Here is an 18,510-nt window from a genome sequence, read left to right as displayed (position 1 = left end):
AGGCGCGCGAGGGAGATGGGTCGGGGGCCGGGTTCACTCGAAGGCCTCGGGCGGCGGGCAGGCGCAGACCAGGTTGCGGTCGCCGTAGGCCTGGTCGATCCGGCGCACCGGCGGCCAGTACTTGTTCCGCACCAGGGTGTGCACCGGGTAGACCGCGGTCGGACGGTCGTACGGATGCTCCCACTCGCCTTCGATCACGGACTGCGCCGTGTGCGGGGCGTTCCGCAGCGGGTTGTCGTCCGCCGGCCAGGTTCCGCCGGCCACGGCATCCGCTTCGCCCTTGATCGCGATCATGGCGTCGACGAAACGGTCGATCTCGGCGAGGTCCTCGCTCTCGGTGGGCTCCACCATCAGGGTGCCTGCCACCGGGAAGCTCATCGTCGGGGCGTGGAAGCCGTAGTCGATCAGGCGCTTCGCGACGTCGTCGACGGTCACACCGGTGGCCTCGGTGAGCGGGCGGAGGTCGAGGATGCACTCGTGTGCGACCAGGCCGTTGTCGCCGGCGTACAGCACCGGGAACGAGTCCCGCAGCCGGGCGGCCACGTAGTTCGCGGCGAGCACCGCCGCACCGGTGGCCTGCTTGAGGCCGTCGGCGCCCATCATCCGCACATACGCCCAGGAGATCGGGAGGATGCTCGGGCTGCCGTACGGGGCGGCGGAGACAGGGCCGCCGGCGTGCACGATCGTGCCGGCCACGTCATCGGAATCGACCCCGGCCCGGTCGGAGGAGCGCAGGTAGTGCTCGGCGCCCTGTGCGAGCGGATGCCCCGGCAGGAACGGCGCGAGGTGCGCCTTGGCCGCGACCGGGCCGACGCCCGGTCCCCCGCCGCCGTGCGGGATGCAGAACGTCTTGTGCAGGTTGAGGTGCGAGACATCGCCGCCGAAGTCGCCGAAGCGCGCGAACCCGAGCAGTGCGTTGAGGTTGGCGCCGTCGACGTAGACCTGTCCCCCGGCGTCGTGCACTGCGGCACAGATCGCGCTGACCTCGTGCTCGTAGACGCCGTGCGTCGACGGGTAGGTGATCATCAGCGCCGCGATGGCGGCGGCGTGCTGGGTGATCTTCGCGCGGAGGTCGTCGAGGTCGACGTTGCCGAGTTCGTCGCAGGCAACCACCACCACCTTCATGCCGGCCAGCACAGCGGATGCCGCATTGGTCCCGTGCGCACTCGATGGGATCAGGCAAATGGTGCGGTCGACGTCGCCACGCGACAGGTGGTAGCCGCGGATGGCGAGCAGCCCGGCGAGCTCGCCCTGGCTCCCGGCGTTCGGCTGCAGGGACACGGAGTCGTAGCCGGTGACATCCGTCAGCCAGGTCTCCAGCTGGCCGATCAGGTCGAGGTATCCCTCCACGTCGGCGCGCGGCGCGAACGGGTGGATTCCGGCGAACTCCGGCCAGGTGATGGATTCCATCTCGGTGGCGGCGTTCAGCTTCATGGTGCAGGAGCCGAGCGGGATCATGCCGCGGTCGAGCGCGTAGTCGTAGTCGGCGAGGCGCTTGAGGTAGCGCATCATGCTGGTCTCCGACCGGTGGGTGTTGAACACCGCGTGGGTGAGGTACTCGGTGGTGCGGGCCAGCTCGTCGGGGAGTCCGGACGGGATGGTCGGGAGGTCGACGTGGCCGAACGAGTCGCGCGCGCCGAAGGCGCCGAGCACCCGGGTGAGGTCCGCGACGGTAGTGGTCTCGTCCACGGAGAGGCCGATCGTGTCGGCGTCCACCTGGTACAGGTTGACTCCGGCGTCGGCGGCCGCAGCGGTGACCGCGGCCGCGCGACCGGGCACTGACACCCGGACGGTGTCGAAGTAGGTCTGGGCATCGACGTCGACGCCCGCGACGCGGAGGGCGGCAACGAGCTGGCCGGCCCGTTCGTGCACCTGCCTGGCGATCGCCGCCAGCCCGTCCGGCCCGTGGTAGACGGCGTACATGCCGGCCATCACCGCGAGCAGCACCTGCGCCGTGCAGATGTTCGACGTGGCCTTGTCGCGGCGGATGTGCTGCTCACGCACTTGCAGCGACAACCGGTAGGCGGGGTGGCCGGCGGCATCCACGCTGACCCCGACCAGGCGGCCGGGAAGCTGGCGTTCGAGGCCGGCGCGCACGGCCATGTAGCCGGCGTGCGGGCCGCCGAACCCCATCGGCACGCCGAACCGCTGGCTGGTGCCGACGGCGACGTCGGCACCGAGTTCGCCCGGCGAGGTGATCAGGGTGAGGGCAAGGAGGTCCGCGGCGACGACGGCGAGCGCGCCCTGCGCCTTGGAGGCCGCGATGACGGGCGCCGGGTTCCAGACCCGCCCGGAGGCGCCGGGGTACTGGATGAAGACGCCGAAGTGCTCGCCGAGTCCGGTGGTCTCGACGAGCTCGACCAACGCGACCTCGACGAGTTCGATCCCGACTGCGGCGGCACGGCTGGCCAGCAACGCCTTCGTCTGCGGCATCGTGTCGGCGTCGACGATGAACCGGCGTGACGCCACCTTCGAGGCGCGCCGGGCCAGCAGCATTCCTTCGACCACCGCGGTGGACTCGTCCAGCATCGACGCGTTCGCCGTGGTGAGCCCGGTGAGGTCGGCGACCATGGTCTGGAAGTTGATCAGGGCTTCGAGCCGGCCCTGCGAGATTTCGGGCTGGTACGGCGTGTACGCGGTGTACCAGCTCGGGTTCTCGAGCACGTTCCGCTTGATCACGGCCGGCGTGACGGTGTCGTAGTAGCCGAGCCCGATCATCGACCGTTTCACCGTGTTCCGCGAGGCCAGGGCGCGCAGCTCGCTGATCGCCTCAGGTTCGGTGGCGGCCGGCGGCAACACGCTGTCGTCAGGGGCCCGGAACCGGTCGACGTGGATCGATGGCGGAATGGCGGCGTTCACGAGCTCGTCGAGTGAGTCGTAGCCGACGGTGCCGAGCATGCGGGATTGCGCGCTCGCATCCGTTCCGATGTGGCGCTGGGTGAAGGGTACTGACATGTGCGGGTGAACCGGTTTCTGTAGTGCGGTTACTCGCCGACGAGGGCGGAGTACTCGGCGTAGCTGAGGAGGGTGGGCAGTTCGGTGAAGGAAACCTGGATCAGCCAGCCCTCGCCGAAGGGATCACTGTTGACCAGTTCCGGGCTCGCGACCACGGCGTCGTTGGTCGCCGTCACGGTGCCGTCAACGGGCGCGAACAGTTCGCCGACCGACTTGGTGGACTCGATCTCACCGACGACGGTTCCGCCCGCGACAGTGGAGCCGACCGCCGGAAGCTCGACGAAGACCACGTCGCCGAGCTTCTCCGCGGCATACGCGGTGATGCCGACGGTCGCCGTGCCCCCGTGTCCTGGGCCTGTCGAAGGGTCGATGAGCAGCCATTCGTGCTCTGCGGTGTACTGGAGTTCGGTCTTGTCTGCCATGGGGTTTCCTCTCAGGAAATCGGCGAATCGGGTGAGTGCGAGAACGGATGCGGTGTGTCTGCCTGGTGGGACCGGCCGGGCCTTACTTGGGTCGTTTGTAGAACGGAAGCGGCGTGACGGTCGCCGGGATCCGGGTGCCGCGGACGTCGATGTAAACCTCCGTGTCCGGACGGGCCAGGCGGGGTGCGACGTAGGCCATCGCGATCGGGTAGCCGAGCGTCGGGGACAGGGCGCCGCTGGTGATCTCCCCCGCTGCCTCCGTGGCGTCGGCGCTGTCGAAGATCGCGTAACCCGCCCGGCCGGCGCGCTTTCCGGCGCCGACAAGGCCGACCAGCACGCGCGCCTCGGCGCTCGGGCCTTCCTCGCTGGCGGCGCGGCCGATGAAATCGGTGTCCTTGGCGAGGTTGACCACCCGGCCGAGGCCGGCCTGGGCCGGGAATGTGCCGGTCGTGAGCTCGTGCCCGTACAGCGGCATGCCCGCCTCCAGGCGCAGGGTGTCGCGACTGGCGAGGCCGGCCGGAACCAGGCCGAACGCGGCGCCCGCTGTCGCGAGCGCGTTCCACAGCCGCACCGCGGCATCCGTGTGCAGGTAGAGCTCGAAGCCGTCTTCCCCGGTGTACCCGGTGCGCGCGATGAGCAGCGGCAGGCCCTCGAAGGAGGCGTCCGTGGCGCGGTAGTACTTCAGGTGCTCAAGCGGGGTGCGGAGGTCGGTGATGCCGGCGGTGGCCTCGACGATCGAGCGCGCCACCGGACCTTGCACGGCAATCAGCGCGTAGTCGTCGCTCCGGTCTTCGACAGTGACGTCGAACCGGGCGGCACGGGCGGCGAACGCCTCGTAGGCGGGGTGACGGTTGCCGGCATTGGCGACCACGAGGAAGCTCTCATCGCCCAGGCGGTACACCACGACGTCGTCGATGATCCCGCCGGCCTCGTTCAGGAGCAGGCTGTACTTGGCCTGCCACAGGTCGATCACCGAGATCTTGCCCGCCAGCGCGAAGTCGAGGTAGGTCGCGGAGTCGGGGCCCGACACCTTGATCTCGGCCATGTGCGAGAGGTCGAACAAGCCGGCGGTGGTACGCACCGCGTGATGCTCGGCCAGGTCGCTCGAGTAGCGCACCGGCATCTGCCACCCGGCGAAGTCGGTGAAGCTGGCGCCGGCGTCAACGTGTGCCTGGTGCAACGGCGAGAAGCGTTCGGTGGTGCTGGCGGAACTGTCGGTAGCCGAGGTCATGAGTTCTCCGGTTCGTCGCCGAGCGGATGCCGGACGAGAGTCGTCGGGGCTCGTTCGAGCCCCTGGGAACTCCCCCTCTGTCGTCAGGCCTGAGAGCTTCGTCGCGGTGTGGGGCGACTTTCACCATGGGCGGGACCTCGTTCATCCGGATCTGCAAGCCGAAAGTTCTCGACAGGCTCGATCCGGATCTCGCTTGGCGAGGTCCACTTTTCAGAGCGGCCAGTTCGATGCGGTACGCGTACCTGAGAGATTGTCGGGGAGGATTGCTCCTTCGGTGCCGGTTCGTCGTGACGTCCGGCTCTCCCGCATCGACCTTTGTGGCCCGATATTCACTTGTGCCTGCTGTGCGGTAACAGCTTACTGCCTCGCGAGCGGGGCATCCCAGCCGGAATCCTAGGAAGTTCGGCGGATCAAGGGTTTAGTAAGGAGTAGCAGCTGTGGACCCGAGTTGAGATCCAGCCAGGGTGCCTCAGCAGAAGGCGGTCGCACCATGGACATGAGCGTACTCATCTGGATCATTGTCGGCATCATCGTTGTCATCGCGATCATTGCCGTCGTGGTCTTCGCCTCACGACGACGCCAGGAAGCGCGCGTGGCGGCACAACGGCACGAGGCCGGCGAACTGCGCACCAAGGCCCAAGAGGCGGATCTCGCGGCGCGGGAGCGGGAGGCAGAGGCCTTGCGCGCCGAGGCTGCGGCCAAACAGGCGCAGGTTGACGCTGAGCGGTTGAGCCGGGAGAGCGCCACGCACCGGGCCGACGCCGACGGCATTCGAAGTGAGTCTGCTGAGCAGTTCCGGCGGGCGGACGAGCTGGACCCGGACGTACAGGCTCCGGTTGAGGGCAGGCGAACAGACGACACGTCCCGCTGACCTCGATTCGCGCTGACCTCGATTCACGCCGGCCTCAACTCGCGCCGGCCCCAATTCGCGCCGGCTCCATTCAGCGCTGGCTCCATTCAGCGCTGGCTCCATTCAGCGCTGATGGGTCCGATTCTGCCGAGATCAGCGATTTCAGTCGACAATGTCGCGCCCGCGCGGGAAACTCGAGCTGAGCAGTCGAACCCAGTGAAGGGGCTGTCGTGGCACGGATGCTGTCAGATCGCGGCCGGATCGGCGCGCTCTGCGTGCTCCTGCTCGCGGCGGTCATCGCGATGGCCGAGACCGACCGGCTGGTCGCCGGTTCCCTCGGGGACGGCGGCCGCAGCCGCACCCTGGCCCAGACGATCGGGCCGCTGGCCCTGCGCTACACCGATGCCTGGCAGGTGTGGGCGAGCGTGCCCGGGCTGGGCGGGGCGAAGGTGGGCTGGTGGATCCTCGGCCAGGTTGTGCTGGACGCGGGGTTCGTGGCCTGCTACGCCCTCCTGCTGTGGCGGCTGTTCGCGGGAGTGAACCGGGTCCGGTTCGCGGTGCTGCTCCTGGTGACGGCGGAAGTCGCGGAGGCCATTGCCTTGTCCATTGGGGCTGCCTGGCTCGTCGGCGGAGCCCTCGGCGACGCACCGGGCGACGCTGGGCCACCGTGGGTAGCCGGAGTCGAGGGAGGTGTGGCGTCCGTCAAGTGGGTGCTCGTGCTGCTGGTGGTGGTTCTCACTGTCGCCAGCCCCACCGTGCGGCAGCGAATCTGGCGCGCCACGGTGCTCATGGCGCGAGCCCTGTACACCCAGCGGCTGTCAGCGGTGATCGTGCTGTTCCTCGGCGTGCTCTCGCTGGTTCCGCTGGCCAACATCTGGGACCAGCTGCCCGACGTCGAACGCTCGTGGACCGACCGGTTGGTGATCGCCGACGGGCATTTCTGGACCGCCGTCGGCTCATCGTTCCTGGTCGCGGCGGGATTGTTGATCCTGGGCCGGGCCCGGACCGAACTCGCCTGGCAACTGCAGGTGCAGCGCACGGTGCCCAGCGCACCCGCGGCGGTCACCTGGTGGCTGATCGGGCCCGCCGCCGCGATCGTCGGCGCGACCCTGCTGGGATGGGGTGCCGGCTTCGTCGACGGGCAGGTGCTGGTGATCTTCGTCGCCGTGCCGGTGGCACTGGTCGCCGGTTCGCTGCTGCTGCGCGCACTGCGTGTGCCGCTCTGGGTGCGACATCCGCCGGCCCGGCGCAACGTCCGCCTGGCGGTATACGTGTGGCGGATGGGTGACGCGCTTGCGCTGCTCCTCCTGGCCGTCGCAGGGCTCGGCCTGGTGCGGTCATTCACCGCCCCGGCGATGCTCTGGCTGGTCTCCGATCCCGGTGTGACGCCGGCGGCCGGCGCCCAGTCCCTGGTGCTGGCCATCGCTGGTGCGGTCTTCGCCGCCCTGGCGATCTGGGGCGGCGAGCGGGTCCTGGTGCGGCTCGACCGCGCGCTTGACGACCAGGCCGCCCGCGCTTCGGCGGCCCCGTCCGCGCCCCGGTCCACCGCGTCCGGGTCCACAGCGTCTGGGTCCACCGCGTCCAGGTCCACAGCGCCCCGGCCCACCGCGTCCAGGTCTACCGCCTCCAGGGCCGCATCGGCCGGGAGCCGGCTGCTCGATCCGCGGCGAACATCGCCGCTGGCCGAACCCGGGTTGCGCTGGGTGGCGTGGGTGCTGGTGGGAATCGGCGCGGCCGCCATCCTGGCCCTGCTGCTGTTTCCGCTGCGGACCTCCCAGCTGCTGGGGGTGGTGGCCACGGTGATCCTCAGCATCGGCAGCTGGACGCTGATCATCGGCACCATCATCGTCGAACTGCAGCGCAGGCGACCGCTGGAGGTGTTCCGCCTGCTGCACCTTCGCGCATCGCCCGTGCTCACCCTGCTGTTGCTGGTACCGCTCGTCGCCGCCCAGGGCGGCGGCGACCCCGACCTGCACGCGCTGCGGCTCCCGGGCAGCCAGGCCGTGCCCGCCCTTCGCGGCGACCTCACCGGCGCATTCGGGAACTGGCTCGACCGCAGCGCCGTGTGCGACACGAAAGTGCCGACGGCCGCGGGCAGCGCCACGGTCCGGCCGCTGCTGTTGATCGCGGCCGAGGGCGGTGGAATCCGGGCCGCAGCGTGGACCGCCGGCGCCCTCGCCGAACTCGGCAAGACCGGACGCTGCGGTGACGCCGCCGCGTTCGTTTCCAGCGGGGTGAGCGGGGGCTCGGTGGGCCTGGCGCTCGCCCGCCTCACCGGGAGCGGAGCACCGCGGGCGGCAGATGCCGTGTCGGGGCCCGACGCGCTGTCCGCCGCACTGGCCGGCTTGTTCGTCGGCGATATGATCGCCGGCAGTACCGGCGTCCGGGTCCCGGCCCTCGGCGAAGGAACGGGGCGCTGGCGTGACCGGGCCGGCCTGATGGAAACCCAATGGGAGGCTGCGGCCCCCAGCCTCCGCACCCGGTTCGACGGCGCGGTCGAAGGCCCCACTGGCGCGCTGGTGCTCAACTCGACTGTGGCGGCGACCGGATGCCGCGCCGTCGCCAGCCAGGTCACCCTCCCCACCGACACCGCCGAGAAGCAACCGGGTTCCAGCCAGAACTGCCGATTGCTCTCACGCGGCCTCCCCGCCACGCTCGACCTGCTGTCGATCTACCAGCAGACCTGCCCGCAACAGCTCAGCTGGGCGACGGCCGCCATGCTCTCGGCCCGCTTCCCCTTCATCACCCCCGGTGGGCGGATGCCGCATCCCGCGCCGGTCTCGGTAAACGGCTCCGGGCCCGGCTCAGCCTCAGCCTGCGCCCGGGCGCCGGCCGTGCAGCTGGTCGACGGGGGCTATGCCGAGGGTTCAGGGCTCGGCACCCTGGCCGACCTCTCACCCACGATCGCGGACCTCGTGGCCGAACACAATGCATCCGTTGCCAGCGCCGGGGGCGGCGGTGGCGCCTTCGTGGTGCCGATAGTACTGTACCTGCAGAACAAGTTCGGCTCCGACATCGCGACCAACGTCTCGGGGTTGTCGGCTGAGGTGTTCGTGCCCTTGGCCGGGATCGCCGGCACGCCGCTGCAAACGGATGCCAGCACCTGGCTCCAGCGCCTCGATGACAACTTCAGCGACGTCTGCCCACGGGCGGCCGGATCGGCGTGCGACGACGCAGTGCGGTCGCTTCGCAGCACGACCGGCGCGGTGGTCGTTGCCGCCCCGTACACCCGCCCGGCGGTGGACGCACCGCTCGGCTGGAGCCTCTCAGAGTTCAGCCGGCAGCGCCTGGCCGACGCCCTCGGCATCGAGGCGCGGCAGACGAAACCAGGTCCCGCCGGCTACGGTCGGTTCGGCGCCCTGCTGGCGTTGCTGCGCTGAGAAAAGCTCGCGTTCGAATTGCGCGGGGAGTAGCGTGTGGGCAATTGGCCCATTCGGACGGGATGGGCGTGCCCGACACGCCGCCGAAGGAATAGCTCATGCCCCGGTATTCGTCATGACCTGGTCGCAACTGCTTGCGCTCGACCTGGTCGCCGCGATCGTCACCGCGGGGTCATGGATCGCCGCGGCGGTGCTGGCGGCGGGACTGCGGGCGCGGGTGGCGCCTGCGGCGAGCGCGCCCGCCATGTCCCACCCGCCGAGGATCCCCCGGCGTGGCGCCTGGTTCACTGTCGCCGCGTACGGGGTCGGCGTCCTCGGCGCGGCGGCCCAGGTCCTGTTCACGGCGCTGCTCTTCGCGCACGGCTGGTGGTTCGTGGAGGAGAAGGTCGTCTTCGCCGTGCCGCTGGCTGTTGTCGCCGGGGTGGCGGGGGTCGCTCTAGCCGGGCCGGGCCTGCTCTCCGTGGCCAGGGGAAACAGCACCGCCCTCGGCGCGCGCGGCACGGCGGCCCTGGTCGCTGCTGCTGCGGCGGGTGTGGCCGGGGTGGTGGCCAGGGAGGTGATCGGCTACCCGTTGGAGCTCCTCCCCGCGCTGGTACTCCTCGCCGTGGTGCTGCTGGTGACGGCGCTTGCCTACTCGGTATTCTCGGGGCGGCCGAAACGGGTGGTCACCGCACTGGCGGCGGCGAGCGTCCTGGTGCTGGTGGCGTCCGTCGGAGTGTCGTGGCTGGCAAGCGCTGCGCTGCCGGGGGCGCTGGCGGCAGCGCACGTGCACGGTGCCGCTGCTTCCCCGGCACCACTGTCGGGGAGCGTCTCGGTGACCAGCCTGCGCACCCCCGCCGAAACGGCGGGGACCGTGCGGGCGTTCGAGCTCACCGCACGGCGGCAGCAGGTGACGCTGGCGTCGGGAAAGAGCATCTCGGCCTGGACCTACGGTTCGCTGCCCGGCCCCGAGTTGCGGGTCAACCAGGGCGACCTGGTCGAGGTGACGCTGCGCAACACCGATATCGTGGCGGGCGTGACCATCCACTGGCACGGCTACGACGTCCCGTCGGGCGAGGACGGGGTAGCCGGGGTGACTCAGGACGCGGTGATGCCCGGCGAATCCTTCACCTACCGTTTTGCGGCGACGGATCCGGGCACGTACTGGTACCACACCCACCAGGTCTCGGCCGATGGCGTGCGGCGCGGGCTGTTCGGCACACTTGTGGTGCTGCCGCCGGGCGGGGTGCGGGCGTCGGTCGACCTGACCGTTCCGTTGCACACCGTGGGCGGCAGCGTGATCCTGGGCGATTCCGACACCGCGGCGGCGCGGGACGTGGCAGCCGGGCAGCGGGTGCGCCTGCGGCTGGTGAACACCGACCAGGTCCCACACCGCTTCCGCCTCGACGGGGTGGCGTTCCTGGTCGTCGCGGCGGACGGACGCGACCTGACCGGTCCGACGCCGGTGATCGGAAAAGCGCTCCGGATCCCGGCGGGCGGGCGGCTCGACGTGTCGTTCGAGCTGCCAGGCTCCGGTGTCAGGCTGAGCACGAACGCCTCGACACGCGCATCGTTGTCGCTCGCCCCCGGCGGCGCGATGATTCCGGCGTCGACGACGGCTGCGCCCGACCTCGACCTCGACCTGCAGAGCTACGGCACAGCCGGCGGCACGGCGATTCCCCGCGGCGTCGGCCGGGTCGACGCGACCATGGTCCTCGACCGCGACCCCCGGTTCCTCCGCGGGGTGCCCGCCTACGGCTACACCGTGAACGGCGCGGTATTCCCGCACATCCCGAGCATCGAGGTGAGCGAGGGGAACCTGGTGCGGCTCACGGTGGCAAACCGTGGAGGGGAGACGCACCCGATGCACATCCACGGGCACCACGTGCGCGTGGTCTCGAGGGACGGCATCCGTTCGACCGGCTCACCGCTCTGGCTGGACACGTTCGACGTGCAGCCGGGCGAGGTGTGGATCGTCGAGTTCGTGGCCGACAACCCCGGCATCTGGATGGACCACTGCCACAACCTCGAGCACGCGGCAGGAGGAATGATGATGGCTCTGGCCTACCGTGGCGTCACAAGCCCATTCGAGCAGGGGGGCCAGCACTCCAATCGGGCGGAGTGAGCGCAGCGGTCTGCGGCACACCCTACGTGGCCGAGGCGCGCTCCGGAGAGACGTCTCGGGCCGCGCGCGTTCCGATCAACCGCGCTGCGGTTTCTGCCAGGCCGAGCACCACGAACGCGTTGATGCCGTGGAGCAGACCGAGGCCGGGCAGTTCGAACGACGCGTATCCGAGCACCAGTTGGACGAAAACGGCCAGGAGCAGCCAGGCCGACCATTTGATGCCGGCCCTGCCGATCAAGGCGATCACCAGCAGGGCGATGGCCAACAGTGGAACGACGAGCTGCCCGACGATGCTGTGCACCACGAATCCGACGATGTCCGCATCCTCCGGGACGCCGGAACCCTGGTTGACGGACTGGGCGATCGTGAATGTGGCCCACGCGATGGCGGCCGCTTGAATGACCACGCAGGCGGCGATGATGTGGCAGATAACCTGGTAAACCCGACGCATGGCCGGACTCCTTCCGATCAAGCCGGAACCCGGATCGCCCCCGATCCGGGCTTGGCGCTCAGGGTACTCCCAGAGTCTCTGGCGGGTCAACGGATCAACGGCCCGCGACGGCGTCCCGCAGTGCCGGTGCGACCTCGTCCGCGAATCGGCGCAGAGTGTCGGGGTCGTCGCTGGCGAGGATGATCGTGCCCACACCGTCGTCCAGGACCAGCGGCAGCAGCCCGTCGAGCCAATGGCCGGGCGGGCCGACAAGGAACCCACCGGTCGTCGCCTGGAACCGGCCGCCGACGTTCACCAGCCGCCGGATCTCCGCCGGGTCGCGACCGGCGTCCCGTGCCGCGGCATCGATGACCCGGTTCGAGGCCTGGAACTCCCCGGGCTGCATGCGGCCGATCGAGGGGAGCCAGCCGTCGGCGGCCCGGCCGGTCAGTCGGAGCATCCGTGGCTTCAGCGCACCGATCCAGATCGGGATGGGGTGCGCCGGCGCCGGGCCGCGCTTGGCGCCGTCCACACGGTAGTACTCGCCGCCGGCTCGCAGGACCGCGGTGTCCTCGACGTTCCACACCGAGCGGATGACCTCGATCGCCTCACCGAGAGCGTCGACCGCCTGGCCCGGGCTGAGCCGTCGTCCGCCCATCGCCGCGATCGCATCCCAGAAGGCACCGGCCCCGAGCGCCAGGTTGACGCGGCCGTGCGAGAGCAGGTCGAGGCTGGCGGCGGCGCGAGCGACGACCGCGGGTGGCCGAAGCGGCAGGTTCAACACGTTCGGGGCGAGCTGCACCCGCTGGGTGCGCGCGGCCACCCAGGCCAGCAGCGTCCAGGTGTCGAGGAACCGCGGCTGGTAGGGGTGGTCCTGGAAGGTGACCAGGTCGAAGCCGAGCTCCTCGCTGAGCAGTGCGAGTGAGACCGTTGCCTCCGGCGAGGCGCCGGCCGGCGTGATGAAGGTTCCGAACTGCATTTCGTGTCCGTAAGGCATCCGCTGCCCGCTTCCTGTGAGTGCTCTAGATATGCGCCAGGAGCCGGTCGAGGGGGCGGGGCGCGGCGTCCAGGTCCAGCTCGCCCACGAGCGCCCGCGCGTACTGGAACTTACGCCCGCCCTGGCTGCCCATGAATCGTCGCAGCTGGCGCTCGACGGGCCGCAGGCGTTGCGCGGGCTGGTTCTGGAAGGTGCGGAAAGCCCGCATCTCGCCCTGGGCCTGGATCACCCGTTGCACGGCATCCGTACCGAGGGTGCGGATCAACTCGTCCTCGAGATCGTCGACGCACACAAAGAAGCCAGCCGCCTCCAGGTCAGCGGATGCAGCGTTGGACAGCACGCCGGTGCGCTCGAGACTGCGTCGGAAGAAGCCCTGCTCCGCGACGTCGCAGAGGCCGGAGAGTGGAAGGTCAAGCCCGAGCGGGCCGAGCAATTCGAGGAACCGTCCGATGCTGGTGGCGCCGCCCAGGGGAACCACGGCGACGCCCTCCTCCGCCAGGTGCCGGCCCCGGCGAGCCGCGAGCGTTTCGAGCGCGGCCTGGTCGCTGGCGCCCTCCACCAGCACCACGGATTTCAGGTCGACACCACCGGCGACCCCGTGCGCGACGAGCCCGGCCTGATGAGCGCCGGCGCCGCCGGCCGCCCATTCGATCGCCGCCGCGCGGAATCGCCTGATCTGCTCCACAGTGCCCAGTTTCACGGCAGGCGCGCTCGAGGGCAACCAGTTCGCGCGCGACCAGCGCCCGGCGTTGGTAGCGTCTCCTCATGGAAATCATTGCTCCCACGTCACTCGGACCAGGGCGCCTGACCGTGGACCAGGCATCCGCCGCCACGGCCGTGCTCTGGCTCGGGCATGGCGCCGGGGGCGGAATCGGGGCGCGGGACCTGGCCGCCCTCTCGGCGTCGCTGCCCGCCCACGGCATCACCGTGGTGCGGCACGAGCAACCCTGGCGGGTGGCCGGCAAGAAGGTGGCGTCGCGCCCGGCCGCGCTCGACATCGCGTGGCGTGAAACCGCGCCACTGGTGGCTGGGCTCGCCCGGGGACTCCCCCTGTTCGTCGGCGGCCGCAGCGCGGGCGCCCGCGTGGCGTGCAGAACAGCGGATGCCGTGCGGGCGGCCGCCGTCGTCTGCCTCGCCTTCCCGCTCCACCCGCCCGGTAAGCCCGAGAACTCGCGGCTGGATGAGCTGCTGCTCCCCGCAGTGCCGGTGCTGGTCGTGCAGGGCGACCGCGACACGTTCGGGAGCGCCGCGCTGGTGGCCTCGGAGGCCGGCGGGCGAGCCGGCATCCGTGTGGTGGCCGTGCCGGGAGCCGACCACGGCATGGCGGTGCTGAAGTCGTCGCCGCTCGGGCCGCACGGGGTGTCGTCCTTGGTCACCGAGTCCGTGCTCGGGTTCATTCTTTCCGTGTTGTGATGGGTGGCGCCGGTTCAGGCCGGATCGGACGATGGGTCGTTCTGCTCCACGCGCCGCTTGTCCAGTTCCGCTTCGAGTCGCCTCAGGCGAGCGTGTTGCTCGTGGAATTCGATCTCCCGCTCGAGTGCGGCCAGCTCTTCCTCCGTGGTCGACGCGCGCGGAGCGGGAGGCTCGGCGCGGCGGGCCGTCTGGCCTCCGCTTCGCCGCCGGCCGCCGGGCCTGAGGTAGCCCGCTGCAGCGCTGTACTCGCGTCCGATCCCGAACCACACGATGCTGCCGATGACCGGGAGAAAGATGACCAGCAGAATCCAGACCATCTTCGGCAGGTGCTTCACCTGGCCGTCCGGCCTGGTGATGATGTCGACCAGGGCGCCGACGACGAGGACGAGGAGCGCGACGGAGAGCAGCACGTACATGCGGCACAGTCTATTGAGCGGGGCACGCGTTCCGACGGAGGTCGAGCCCCGCTTTCGCTAGGCGATCGACCGCGCATGTTTCACCCGATCAGCGAGCGGATCGGACTCCAACCGTTGCTTCGCCCCGGCCGGCGGGCGCAGGATTGGTGTCGACACGACACGCCAGGAGGCCAGTCATGAGTGACGACAGTGATTTCCGTGAGTTCCTCGCTCGCCAGACGGAAGCTGAGATGGCAATCGTCGCCGGGGACGCTGCCCCGCGCCTGGCGATCTATTCGAGGAGGGATCCGGTTTCCCTCCTGGGGGCGTGGGGTCCCAACAGGTTCGGCTGGGAGGATGTGAGTCGCACCTTCCTCTGGGTCGCCGAACGGCTGGGCACCGGGACGTATCGCAACTACCGGTACGACATCGAGGTGGCCGAGGCCATCGGTGATATGGCCTACAGCGTCGGCTTCGAACGGTTCGACTCGGTCGAAGCCGACGGCAGCGTCGAGCCCGTCGAGGTGAGGGTCACCCACGTGTACCGCCGCGAAGACGGCGAGTGGAAGATCGTCCACCGGCACGGTGACTATCCGCCGCAGGACGAGAGCCCACCGCCGACATGACCGGGCGCCGTCCCCTCGGCCGACAGGTCAGGCGAAGCCGAACAGCGGGGGCACGACGAGCACCACCAGCACCACCCACGCCGCGAACACCGGCAGGTATCCGGTCTGCCACCGTTCGAGGCGGATCGCCCGTGTTCGCCCCGCGAGCACGCGCACGGTGAGCCAGGCCGTGACGGCCAGGTTCACGAGCAGGATGATATTGAGGCCGAGCGCCGCCAGCCGATTGGCGGTGAACCCGAATTCGCCTACCCGCGCGAACATCGAGACCAGCACGAGAGCGTCGAGGATCAACGCCGCACCGACGGCCACCAGCCTGATTGCGGCCATCGCTCGCGCTCCCCTGGTCGTGTCTCGCACCGAGATCCCGTACACGACGAGGCTGAGCACCACCAGCAGGAGCACGTCGAACACGATCAGCAGGTCACGGTCGAAGTCGCGCCCCACTCCGGCGAGCGTGTAAGCAATCGCCGAGACCAGCAGCATCACCGCGAACAGCGGCGTGAAGATGGCGGTGAGCACAGGGGCGATGTTCTCGATCACGCTCTTCTTCGCCTCGACGAGCCACGCCGCGACGACGACGGCACCGGCGGCCCCCGACGGCAGCACCCAGAGGAACACGTCATCGACGACGCCGGGAGCGATCGGGGTGAGCACCAGGACGGTGAGGCCGATGAGCACAGCACCGCCCAGCGCGATGATGGCGCAGTAGATCGCCCATTCGCCGGTGAAGCGGATAAAGTCCATCCGCTTCGAAGACGAGCCGACGTCGCCGCCGACGTAGGCGATTCCGACACCGAACCAGAGCACGACCGGGAGGTGGATCGCCACGAGCAGCTCGGTAGTCGCGCCGGGGCCGAAGGGGAACAGGTTCACGGCGAGCGCGACAACCGCCCCGACCGCGCCGAGCGTGACCACCCGGGGCCACGGCATCCGTCTCAGCACCGCGAAGTAGGCCCCGAGAACGGGCAGCACGAACAGGCTGACGTCCCGCAGGAACCACGACCCGCTGGTGCCGGGCACGCCACCGAGGATCCGGGCGACCTGGACCAGCACGGCCGTGATCACGGCGAAGCCAAGCATGAGCGACACGGGGTGGCGCCGCTCGCCGTCGGGGCGCGAGAGGGTGAGCTGCTTCCACAGCCGATCGCTGTGTTCGCGGGCGAACTCGGCCGTGATCAGGTTCACCTGGCCGAGTCGCCTGACCGCGACCAGGAATGCCTCGTCGGTGGTCAGGCCGGCCGCTTCCAGCTCGGTGACCTGCTCACGGAGGTGGCCCTCCAGTTCGTCGGCGTCGGAGTCGTCGACCGCGCGATCGTGCAGGATGGCGGCACGCCACCGCCCGATCTGGCTCTCCAGAGCGTCGTCGCTCACGCCGCCCGCGTCCTGACGGGCGCCGTTCACGTCGCGGGTGCTCATGCGAGCGCCGCCGGCACAGCCAGGTCCCACAATCCGCCCAGGGTACGGGTGGCTGCGACCCACTGCCTGCGCTGTTCGGCCAGTTGGGCGCGACCGGATTCGGTGGCCTGGTAGTACTTGCGCCGCCTGCCCTCCGGCGAGACACCCCACTCGGCGCTGATATACCCGAGTCGCTCCAGGCGGTGCAAGAGCGGATACAGCATCCCGTCGGTCCATTCCATCTCGCCGGCGGAGAGTTCGCGCACGCGCTTGAGGATCGCATAACCGTAGCTCGTGTCCTCGATGAGGATTGCGAGTACGAGCGGGGTCGACATCGCGGCGACCAGGTCCTTGTCGATGTTCATGTGGCCTCCTTGTGCACCCATCGTATACCTAGATGCTCTAGGTACATCGATCTTCTAGGTATGTCAATCTTCCAGGTAGGGCGCCGTCGCCGGGGACTGCCGCCGGCGGCCGCACGGGGCTATGGTGGCCTCGTGAGCCCGACGAGCAAGGCCGAGGTGCTGGACATCACCGGCCGCGAGGTACACATCTCGAACCCGGACAAAGTGGTCTTCCCCGCGCCGGGCATCACGAAGCTCGACCTGGTCAGGTATTACCTCGCTGTTGCCGACGGTGCGCTGCGCGGTGTCGCGGGTCGACCCATGGTGTTGAAGCGTTTTGTGAAGGGCATCGAGCAGGAAGCGTTCTTCCAAAAGCGGGCGCCGGAGAAGCGGCCGGAGTGGATCGAGACGGCGACGCTGCACTATGCGTCTGGCAACTCGGCCGAGGAGGTCGTCGTGCGGGATGCGGCGGCGCTGGCATGGGTGGTCAACCTCGGGTGCCTCGATCTCAACCCGCACCCGGTGCGCGCCGAAGACCTTGACCACCCGGACGAGCTGCGGGTCGACCTCGATCCGATGCCCGGGGTCGACTGGCGGCAGATCGTGGACGTCGCGATGATCGCCCGGGATGTCCTCGCTGACCACGGCCTCGTCGGCTGGCCGAAGACGTCCGGCTCCCGCGGCATCCACATCTACGCCCGGATCGAACAACGCTGGGACTACCGCCAGTTGCGGCTTGCCGCCGAGGCGCTCGCCCGGGAGGTCGAGCGGCGGGCGCCGGGCCTGGCCACCGCGCGGTGGTGGAAGGAAGAACGCGGCGAGAGCGTGTTCGTCGATTTCAACCAGAACGCCAAGGACCGCACGGTCGCCTCGGCGTACTCGGTGCGTCCGCTGCCGGATGCCCGCGTATCGACTCCGCTCGACTGGGACGAGGTGCCGACCTGCCGGCCCGAGGAATTCACCGTGCACGCGGTTCTGGCCCGGTTCGCGGACCGCGGCGACGCGGCATCCGGAATCGACGATGCCGTCGGCGGCCTGGACGGACTGCTCGCCCTCGCCGACGAGCTCGGCCCGGCCGAGAAGGCGCCCACGTCCCGCGACGGGTCAGGAAGACGCGCGCCGACGATGCCGCTGATCGAGATCGCGCGCGCGAAGACCAAGCCAGAGGCACTCGAGGGTCTCGAACGGTGGAAGTCGAAGCATCCGCAGGTCGTGAAGCTGCTGGGGCCCGCAGATGTGATGGTCGATGGGATGCGCGGATCCAGTTCGCTCTGGTACCGGATCCGGGTGAACCTCCAGCACGTGCCCGAGGACGAGCGGCCGGATCAGGCAGAGCTCGAAGTCGACTACGACCCCTGGAAGCGTGCCCCCGGCAACCACTGACAATAGGGCAGGTCGGTACCGACGGGCCTAGTGCTCGCCCTTGATCACGAAGTAGGAACCGCGGATGACGCCGGCCAGCTTCGATTTCTGGCGCGCGAATTTGAAGCGCGTCGCCAGCTCCTCGGGAACCTCCATGCCTTCGGCGAGTTTGAACCCGACCGCTCGTTTCTGCCCGTCCTCGATCGTGTACATCACGTTGATCGAGAGCCCGGACTCATAGAACACGTACGCCATGCGAATACCGTCGACTTCGAAGGCGGTCGCCTCGAGCGGGCGGGAGTCGATGACGATGTCGCGCTCGTCCCTGAGGATGCGACTCACCCACTCGACCACCTCAGGAGCCTCGTCCGCAGGGCTCACCGTGAAGACGTGGTCGTACTTGTTCCTGAAGTAGCGGGCCTCGTTCGCACGCAACCCGGCGAGTGCCGGAGCCACTGGAGACGATTCGAGACCGGCCGACGAGACGTTCTCGAAATCGACGATGTGCGACATGCGGTCCCCTTGATCTGTGACGGTGCAACAACGCTAGCGCAACGGCCCGGCATGCCCGTGACCGTGGGCGTGCACGCGTGGCTGTGGGCCGAC

Annotated in this window: 16 protein-coding genes and 1 riboswitch; of the genes, 6 read left to right on the top strand and 10 right to left on the bottom strand. The window is 69.6% G+C overall.

All coding sequences use genetic code 11. From position 1 onward, the window contains the following. Positions 1–33 precede the first annotated feature (33 nt). The 3 genes from gcvP to gcvT form a co-directional block, all read right to left on the bottom strand. Positions 34–2,955, bottom strand: coding sequence for an aminomethyl-transferring glycine dehydrogenase (gene gcvP / locus AB4Y94_RS09160; RefSeq protein WP_441727421.1), 2,922 nt, complete (start codon positions 2,953–2,955; stop codon positions 34–36). Between the two features lie 29 nt (positions 2,956–2,984). Continuing rightward, positions 2,985–3,377 (bottom strand): glycine cleavage system protein GcvH, encoded by a 393-nt coding sequence (gcvH, locus tag AB4Y94_RS09155; protein WP_441727420.1) that lies wholly within the window; start codon positions 3,375–3,377, stop codon positions 2,985–2,987. Positions 3,378–3,459: 82 nt separating this feature from the next. Then, complete coding sequence (gene gcvT / locus AB4Y94_RS09150; protein ID WP_441727419.1) at positions 3,460–4,608, bottom strand: glycine cleavage system aminomethyltransferase GcvT; 1,149 nt, start codon at positions 4,606–4,608, stop codon at positions 3,460–3,462. 220 nt (positions 4,609–4,828) lie between these two features. Continuing rightward, positions 4,829–4,924, bottom strand: a riboswitch (glycine riboswitch). 174 nt (positions 4,925–5,098) lie between these two features. Here gcvT and AB4Y94_RS09145 point away from each other — a divergent pair. From AB4Y94_RS09145 to AB4Y94_RS09135, 3 genes are all read left to right on the top strand, one after another. Continuing rightward, a complete protein-coding gene (locus AB4Y94_RS09145; protein ID WP_441727418.1) occupies positions 5,099–5,479 on the top strand; it encodes a hypothetical protein in 381 nt (126 codons plus the stop codon). 209 nt (positions 5,480–5,688) lie between these two features. Next, on the top strand, positions 5,689–8,838 hold the full coding sequence (locus AB4Y94_RS09140; protein WP_441727417.1) for a hypothetical protein: 3,150 nt from the start codon (positions 5,689–5,691) through the stop codon (positions 8,836–8,838). 115 nt (positions 8,839–8,953) lie between these two features. Beyond that, entirely contained in the window at positions 8,954–10,942 is a 1,989-nt protein-coding gene (locus AB4Y94_RS09135) for a multicopper oxidase family protein (protein WP_441727416.1), read from the top strand. Positions 10,943–10,964: 22 nt separating this feature from the next. Here AB4Y94_RS09135 and AB4Y94_RS09130 read toward each other — a convergent pair whose 3' ends face one another. The 3 genes from AB4Y94_RS09130 to AB4Y94_RS09120 form a co-directional block, all read right to left on the bottom strand. Continuing rightward, complete coding sequence (locus tag AB4Y94_RS09130; RefSeq protein WP_441727415.1) at positions 10,965–11,393, bottom strand: hypothetical protein; 429 nt, start codon at positions 11,391–11,393, stop codon at positions 10,965–10,967. Between the two features lie 94 nt (positions 11,394–11,487). Continuing rightward, on the bottom strand, positions 11,488–12,351 hold the full coding sequence (locus tag AB4Y94_RS09125) for an LLM class flavin-dependent oxidoreductase (RefSeq protein ID WP_441727414.1): 864 nt from the start codon (positions 12,349–12,351) through the stop codon (positions 11,488–11,490). A 43-nt stretch (positions 12,352–12,394) separates the two neighbouring features. Further along, positions 12,395–13,069 carry a TOPRIM nucleotidyl transferase/hydrolase domain-containing protein gene (locus AB4Y94_RS09120; RefSeq protein WP_441727413.1) on the bottom strand — a complete coding sequence of 225 codons (675 nt, stop codon included), beginning with the start codon at positions 13,067–13,069 and terminating at the stop codon, positions 12,395–12,397. A gap of 65 nt (positions 13,070–13,134) precedes the next feature. On the opposite strand from AB4Y94_RS09120, the gene AB4Y94_RS09115 reads away from it, so the two are divergent. Next, positions 13,135–13,782: an alpha/beta hydrolase family protein gene (locus AB4Y94_RS09115; RefSeq protein WP_441727412.1), complete on the top strand. Its 648-nt coding sequence runs from the start codon at positions 13,135–13,137 to the stop codon at positions 13,780–13,782. Positions 13,783–13,796: 14 nt separating this feature from the next. Here the strand turns inward: AB4Y94_RS09115 and AB4Y94_RS09110 are convergent, their stop codons facing one another. After that, positions 13,797–14,198 (bottom strand): PLD nuclease N-terminal domain-containing protein, encoded by a 402-nt coding sequence (locus tag AB4Y94_RS09110; RefSeq protein WP_441727411.1) that lies wholly within the window; start codon positions 14,196–14,198, stop codon positions 13,797–13,799. Positions 14,199–14,374: 176 nt separating this feature from the next. On the opposite strand from AB4Y94_RS09110, the gene AB4Y94_RS09105 reads away from it, so the two are divergent. Further along, a complete protein-coding gene (locus AB4Y94_RS09105) occupies positions 14,375–14,803 on the top strand; it encodes a YybH family protein (RefSeq protein WP_441727410.1) in 429 nt (142 codons plus the stop codon). A 27-nt stretch (positions 14,804–14,830) separates the two neighbouring features. On the opposite strand, the gene AB4Y94_RS09100 is transcribed toward AB4Y94_RS09105, so the two are convergent. Continuing rightward, positions 14,831–16,219, bottom strand: coding sequence for a permease prefix domain 1-containing protein (locus AB4Y94_RS09100; RefSeq protein WP_441727409.1), 1,389 nt, complete (start codon positions 16,217–16,219; stop codon positions 14,831–14,833). Then, a complete protein-coding gene (locus tag AB4Y94_RS09095) occupies positions 16,216–16,563 on the bottom strand; it encodes a PadR family transcriptional regulator (protein ID WP_441727408.1) in 348 nt (115 codons plus the stop codon). The genes AB4Y94_RS09100 and AB4Y94_RS09095 overlap by 4 nt, the downstream gene beginning before the upstream one ends. 132 nt (positions 16,564–16,695) lie before the next feature. Between AB4Y94_RS09095 and ligD the strand changes: the two genes are divergently transcribed. Beyond that, positions 16,696–17,925: a non-homologous end-joining DNA ligase gene (gene ligD / locus AB4Y94_RS09090; protein ID WP_441727407.1), complete on the top strand. Its 1,230-nt coding sequence runs from the start codon at positions 16,696–16,698 to the stop codon at positions 17,923–17,925. A 27-nt stretch (positions 17,926–17,952) separates the two neighbouring features. Here the strand turns inward: ligD and AB4Y94_RS09085 are convergent, their stop codons facing one another. Next, entirely contained in the window at positions 17,953–18,417 is a 465-nt protein-coding gene (locus tag AB4Y94_RS09085) for a phage tail protein (protein ID WP_441727406.1), read from the bottom strand. Between the last annotated feature and the right edge of the window lie 93 nt (positions 18,418–18,510).

This window comes from Glaciibacter sp. 2TAF33 (assembly GCF_052114945.1).
Taxonomy (GTDB): Bacteria; Actinomycetota; Actinomycetes; order Actinomycetales; family Microbacteriaceae; genus Cryobacterium.
Note: the sequence above shows the minus strand (reverse complement) of the source record. Positions and strands in the feature narration are given on the sequence as shown.

What these genes read in the sequence shown, in the direction of transcription:
- gcvP (WP_441727421.1), bottom strand. Translation starts at nt 2,955, where the DNA reads ATGTCAGTACCCTTCACCCAGCGCCACATCGGAACGGATGCGAGCGCG.
- gcvH (WP_441727420.1), bottom strand. Translation starts at nt 3,377, where the DNA reads ATGGCAGACAAGACCGAACTCCAGTACACCGCAGAGCACGAATGGCTG.
- gcvT (WP_441727419.1), bottom strand. Translation starts at nt 4,608, where the DNA reads ATGACCTCGGCTACCGACAGTTCCGCCAGCACCACCGAACGCTTCTCG.
- AB4Y94_RS09145 (WP_441727418.1), top strand. Translation starts at nt 5,099, where the DNA reads ATGGACATGAGCGTACTCATCTGGATCATTGTCGGCATCATCGTTGTC.
- AB4Y94_RS09135 (WP_441727416.1), top strand. Translation starts at nt 8,954, where the DNA reads ATGACCTGGTCGCAACTGCTTGCGCTCGACCTGGTCGCCGCGATCGTC.
- AB4Y94_RS09130 (WP_441727415.1), bottom strand. Translation starts at nt 11,393, where the DNA reads ATGCGTCGGGTTTACCAGGTTATCTGCCACATCATCGCCGCCTGCGTG.
- AB4Y94_RS09125 (WP_441727414.1), bottom strand. Translation starts at nt 12,351, where the DNA reads ATGCAGTTCGGAACCTTCATCACGCCGGCCGGCGCCTCGCCGGAGGCA.
- AB4Y94_RS09115 (WP_441727412.1), top strand. Translation starts at nt 13,135, where the DNA reads ATGGAAATCATTGCTCCCACGTCACTCGGACCAGGGCGCCTGACCGTG.
- AB4Y94_RS09110 (WP_441727411.1), bottom strand. Translation starts at nt 14,198, where the DNA reads ATGTACGTGCTGCTCTCCGTCGCGCTCCTCGTCCTCGTCGTCGGCGCC.
- AB4Y94_RS09105 (WP_441727410.1), top strand. Translation starts at nt 14,375, where the DNA reads ATGAGTGACGACAGTGATTTCCGTGAGTTCCTCGCTCGCCAGACGGAA.
- AB4Y94_RS09100 (WP_441727409.1), bottom strand. Translation starts at nt 16,219, where the DNA reads ATGAGCACCCGCGACGTGAACGGCGCCCGTCAGGACGCGGGCGGCGTG.
- AB4Y94_RS09095 (WP_441727408.1), bottom strand. Translation starts at nt 16,563, where the DNA reads ATGAACATCGACAAGGACCTGGTCGCCGCGATGTCGACCCCGCTCGTA.
- AB4Y94_RS09085 (WP_441727406.1), bottom strand. Translation starts at nt 18,417, where the DNA reads ATGTCGCACATCGTCGATTTCGAGAACGTCTCGTCGGCCGGTCTCGAA.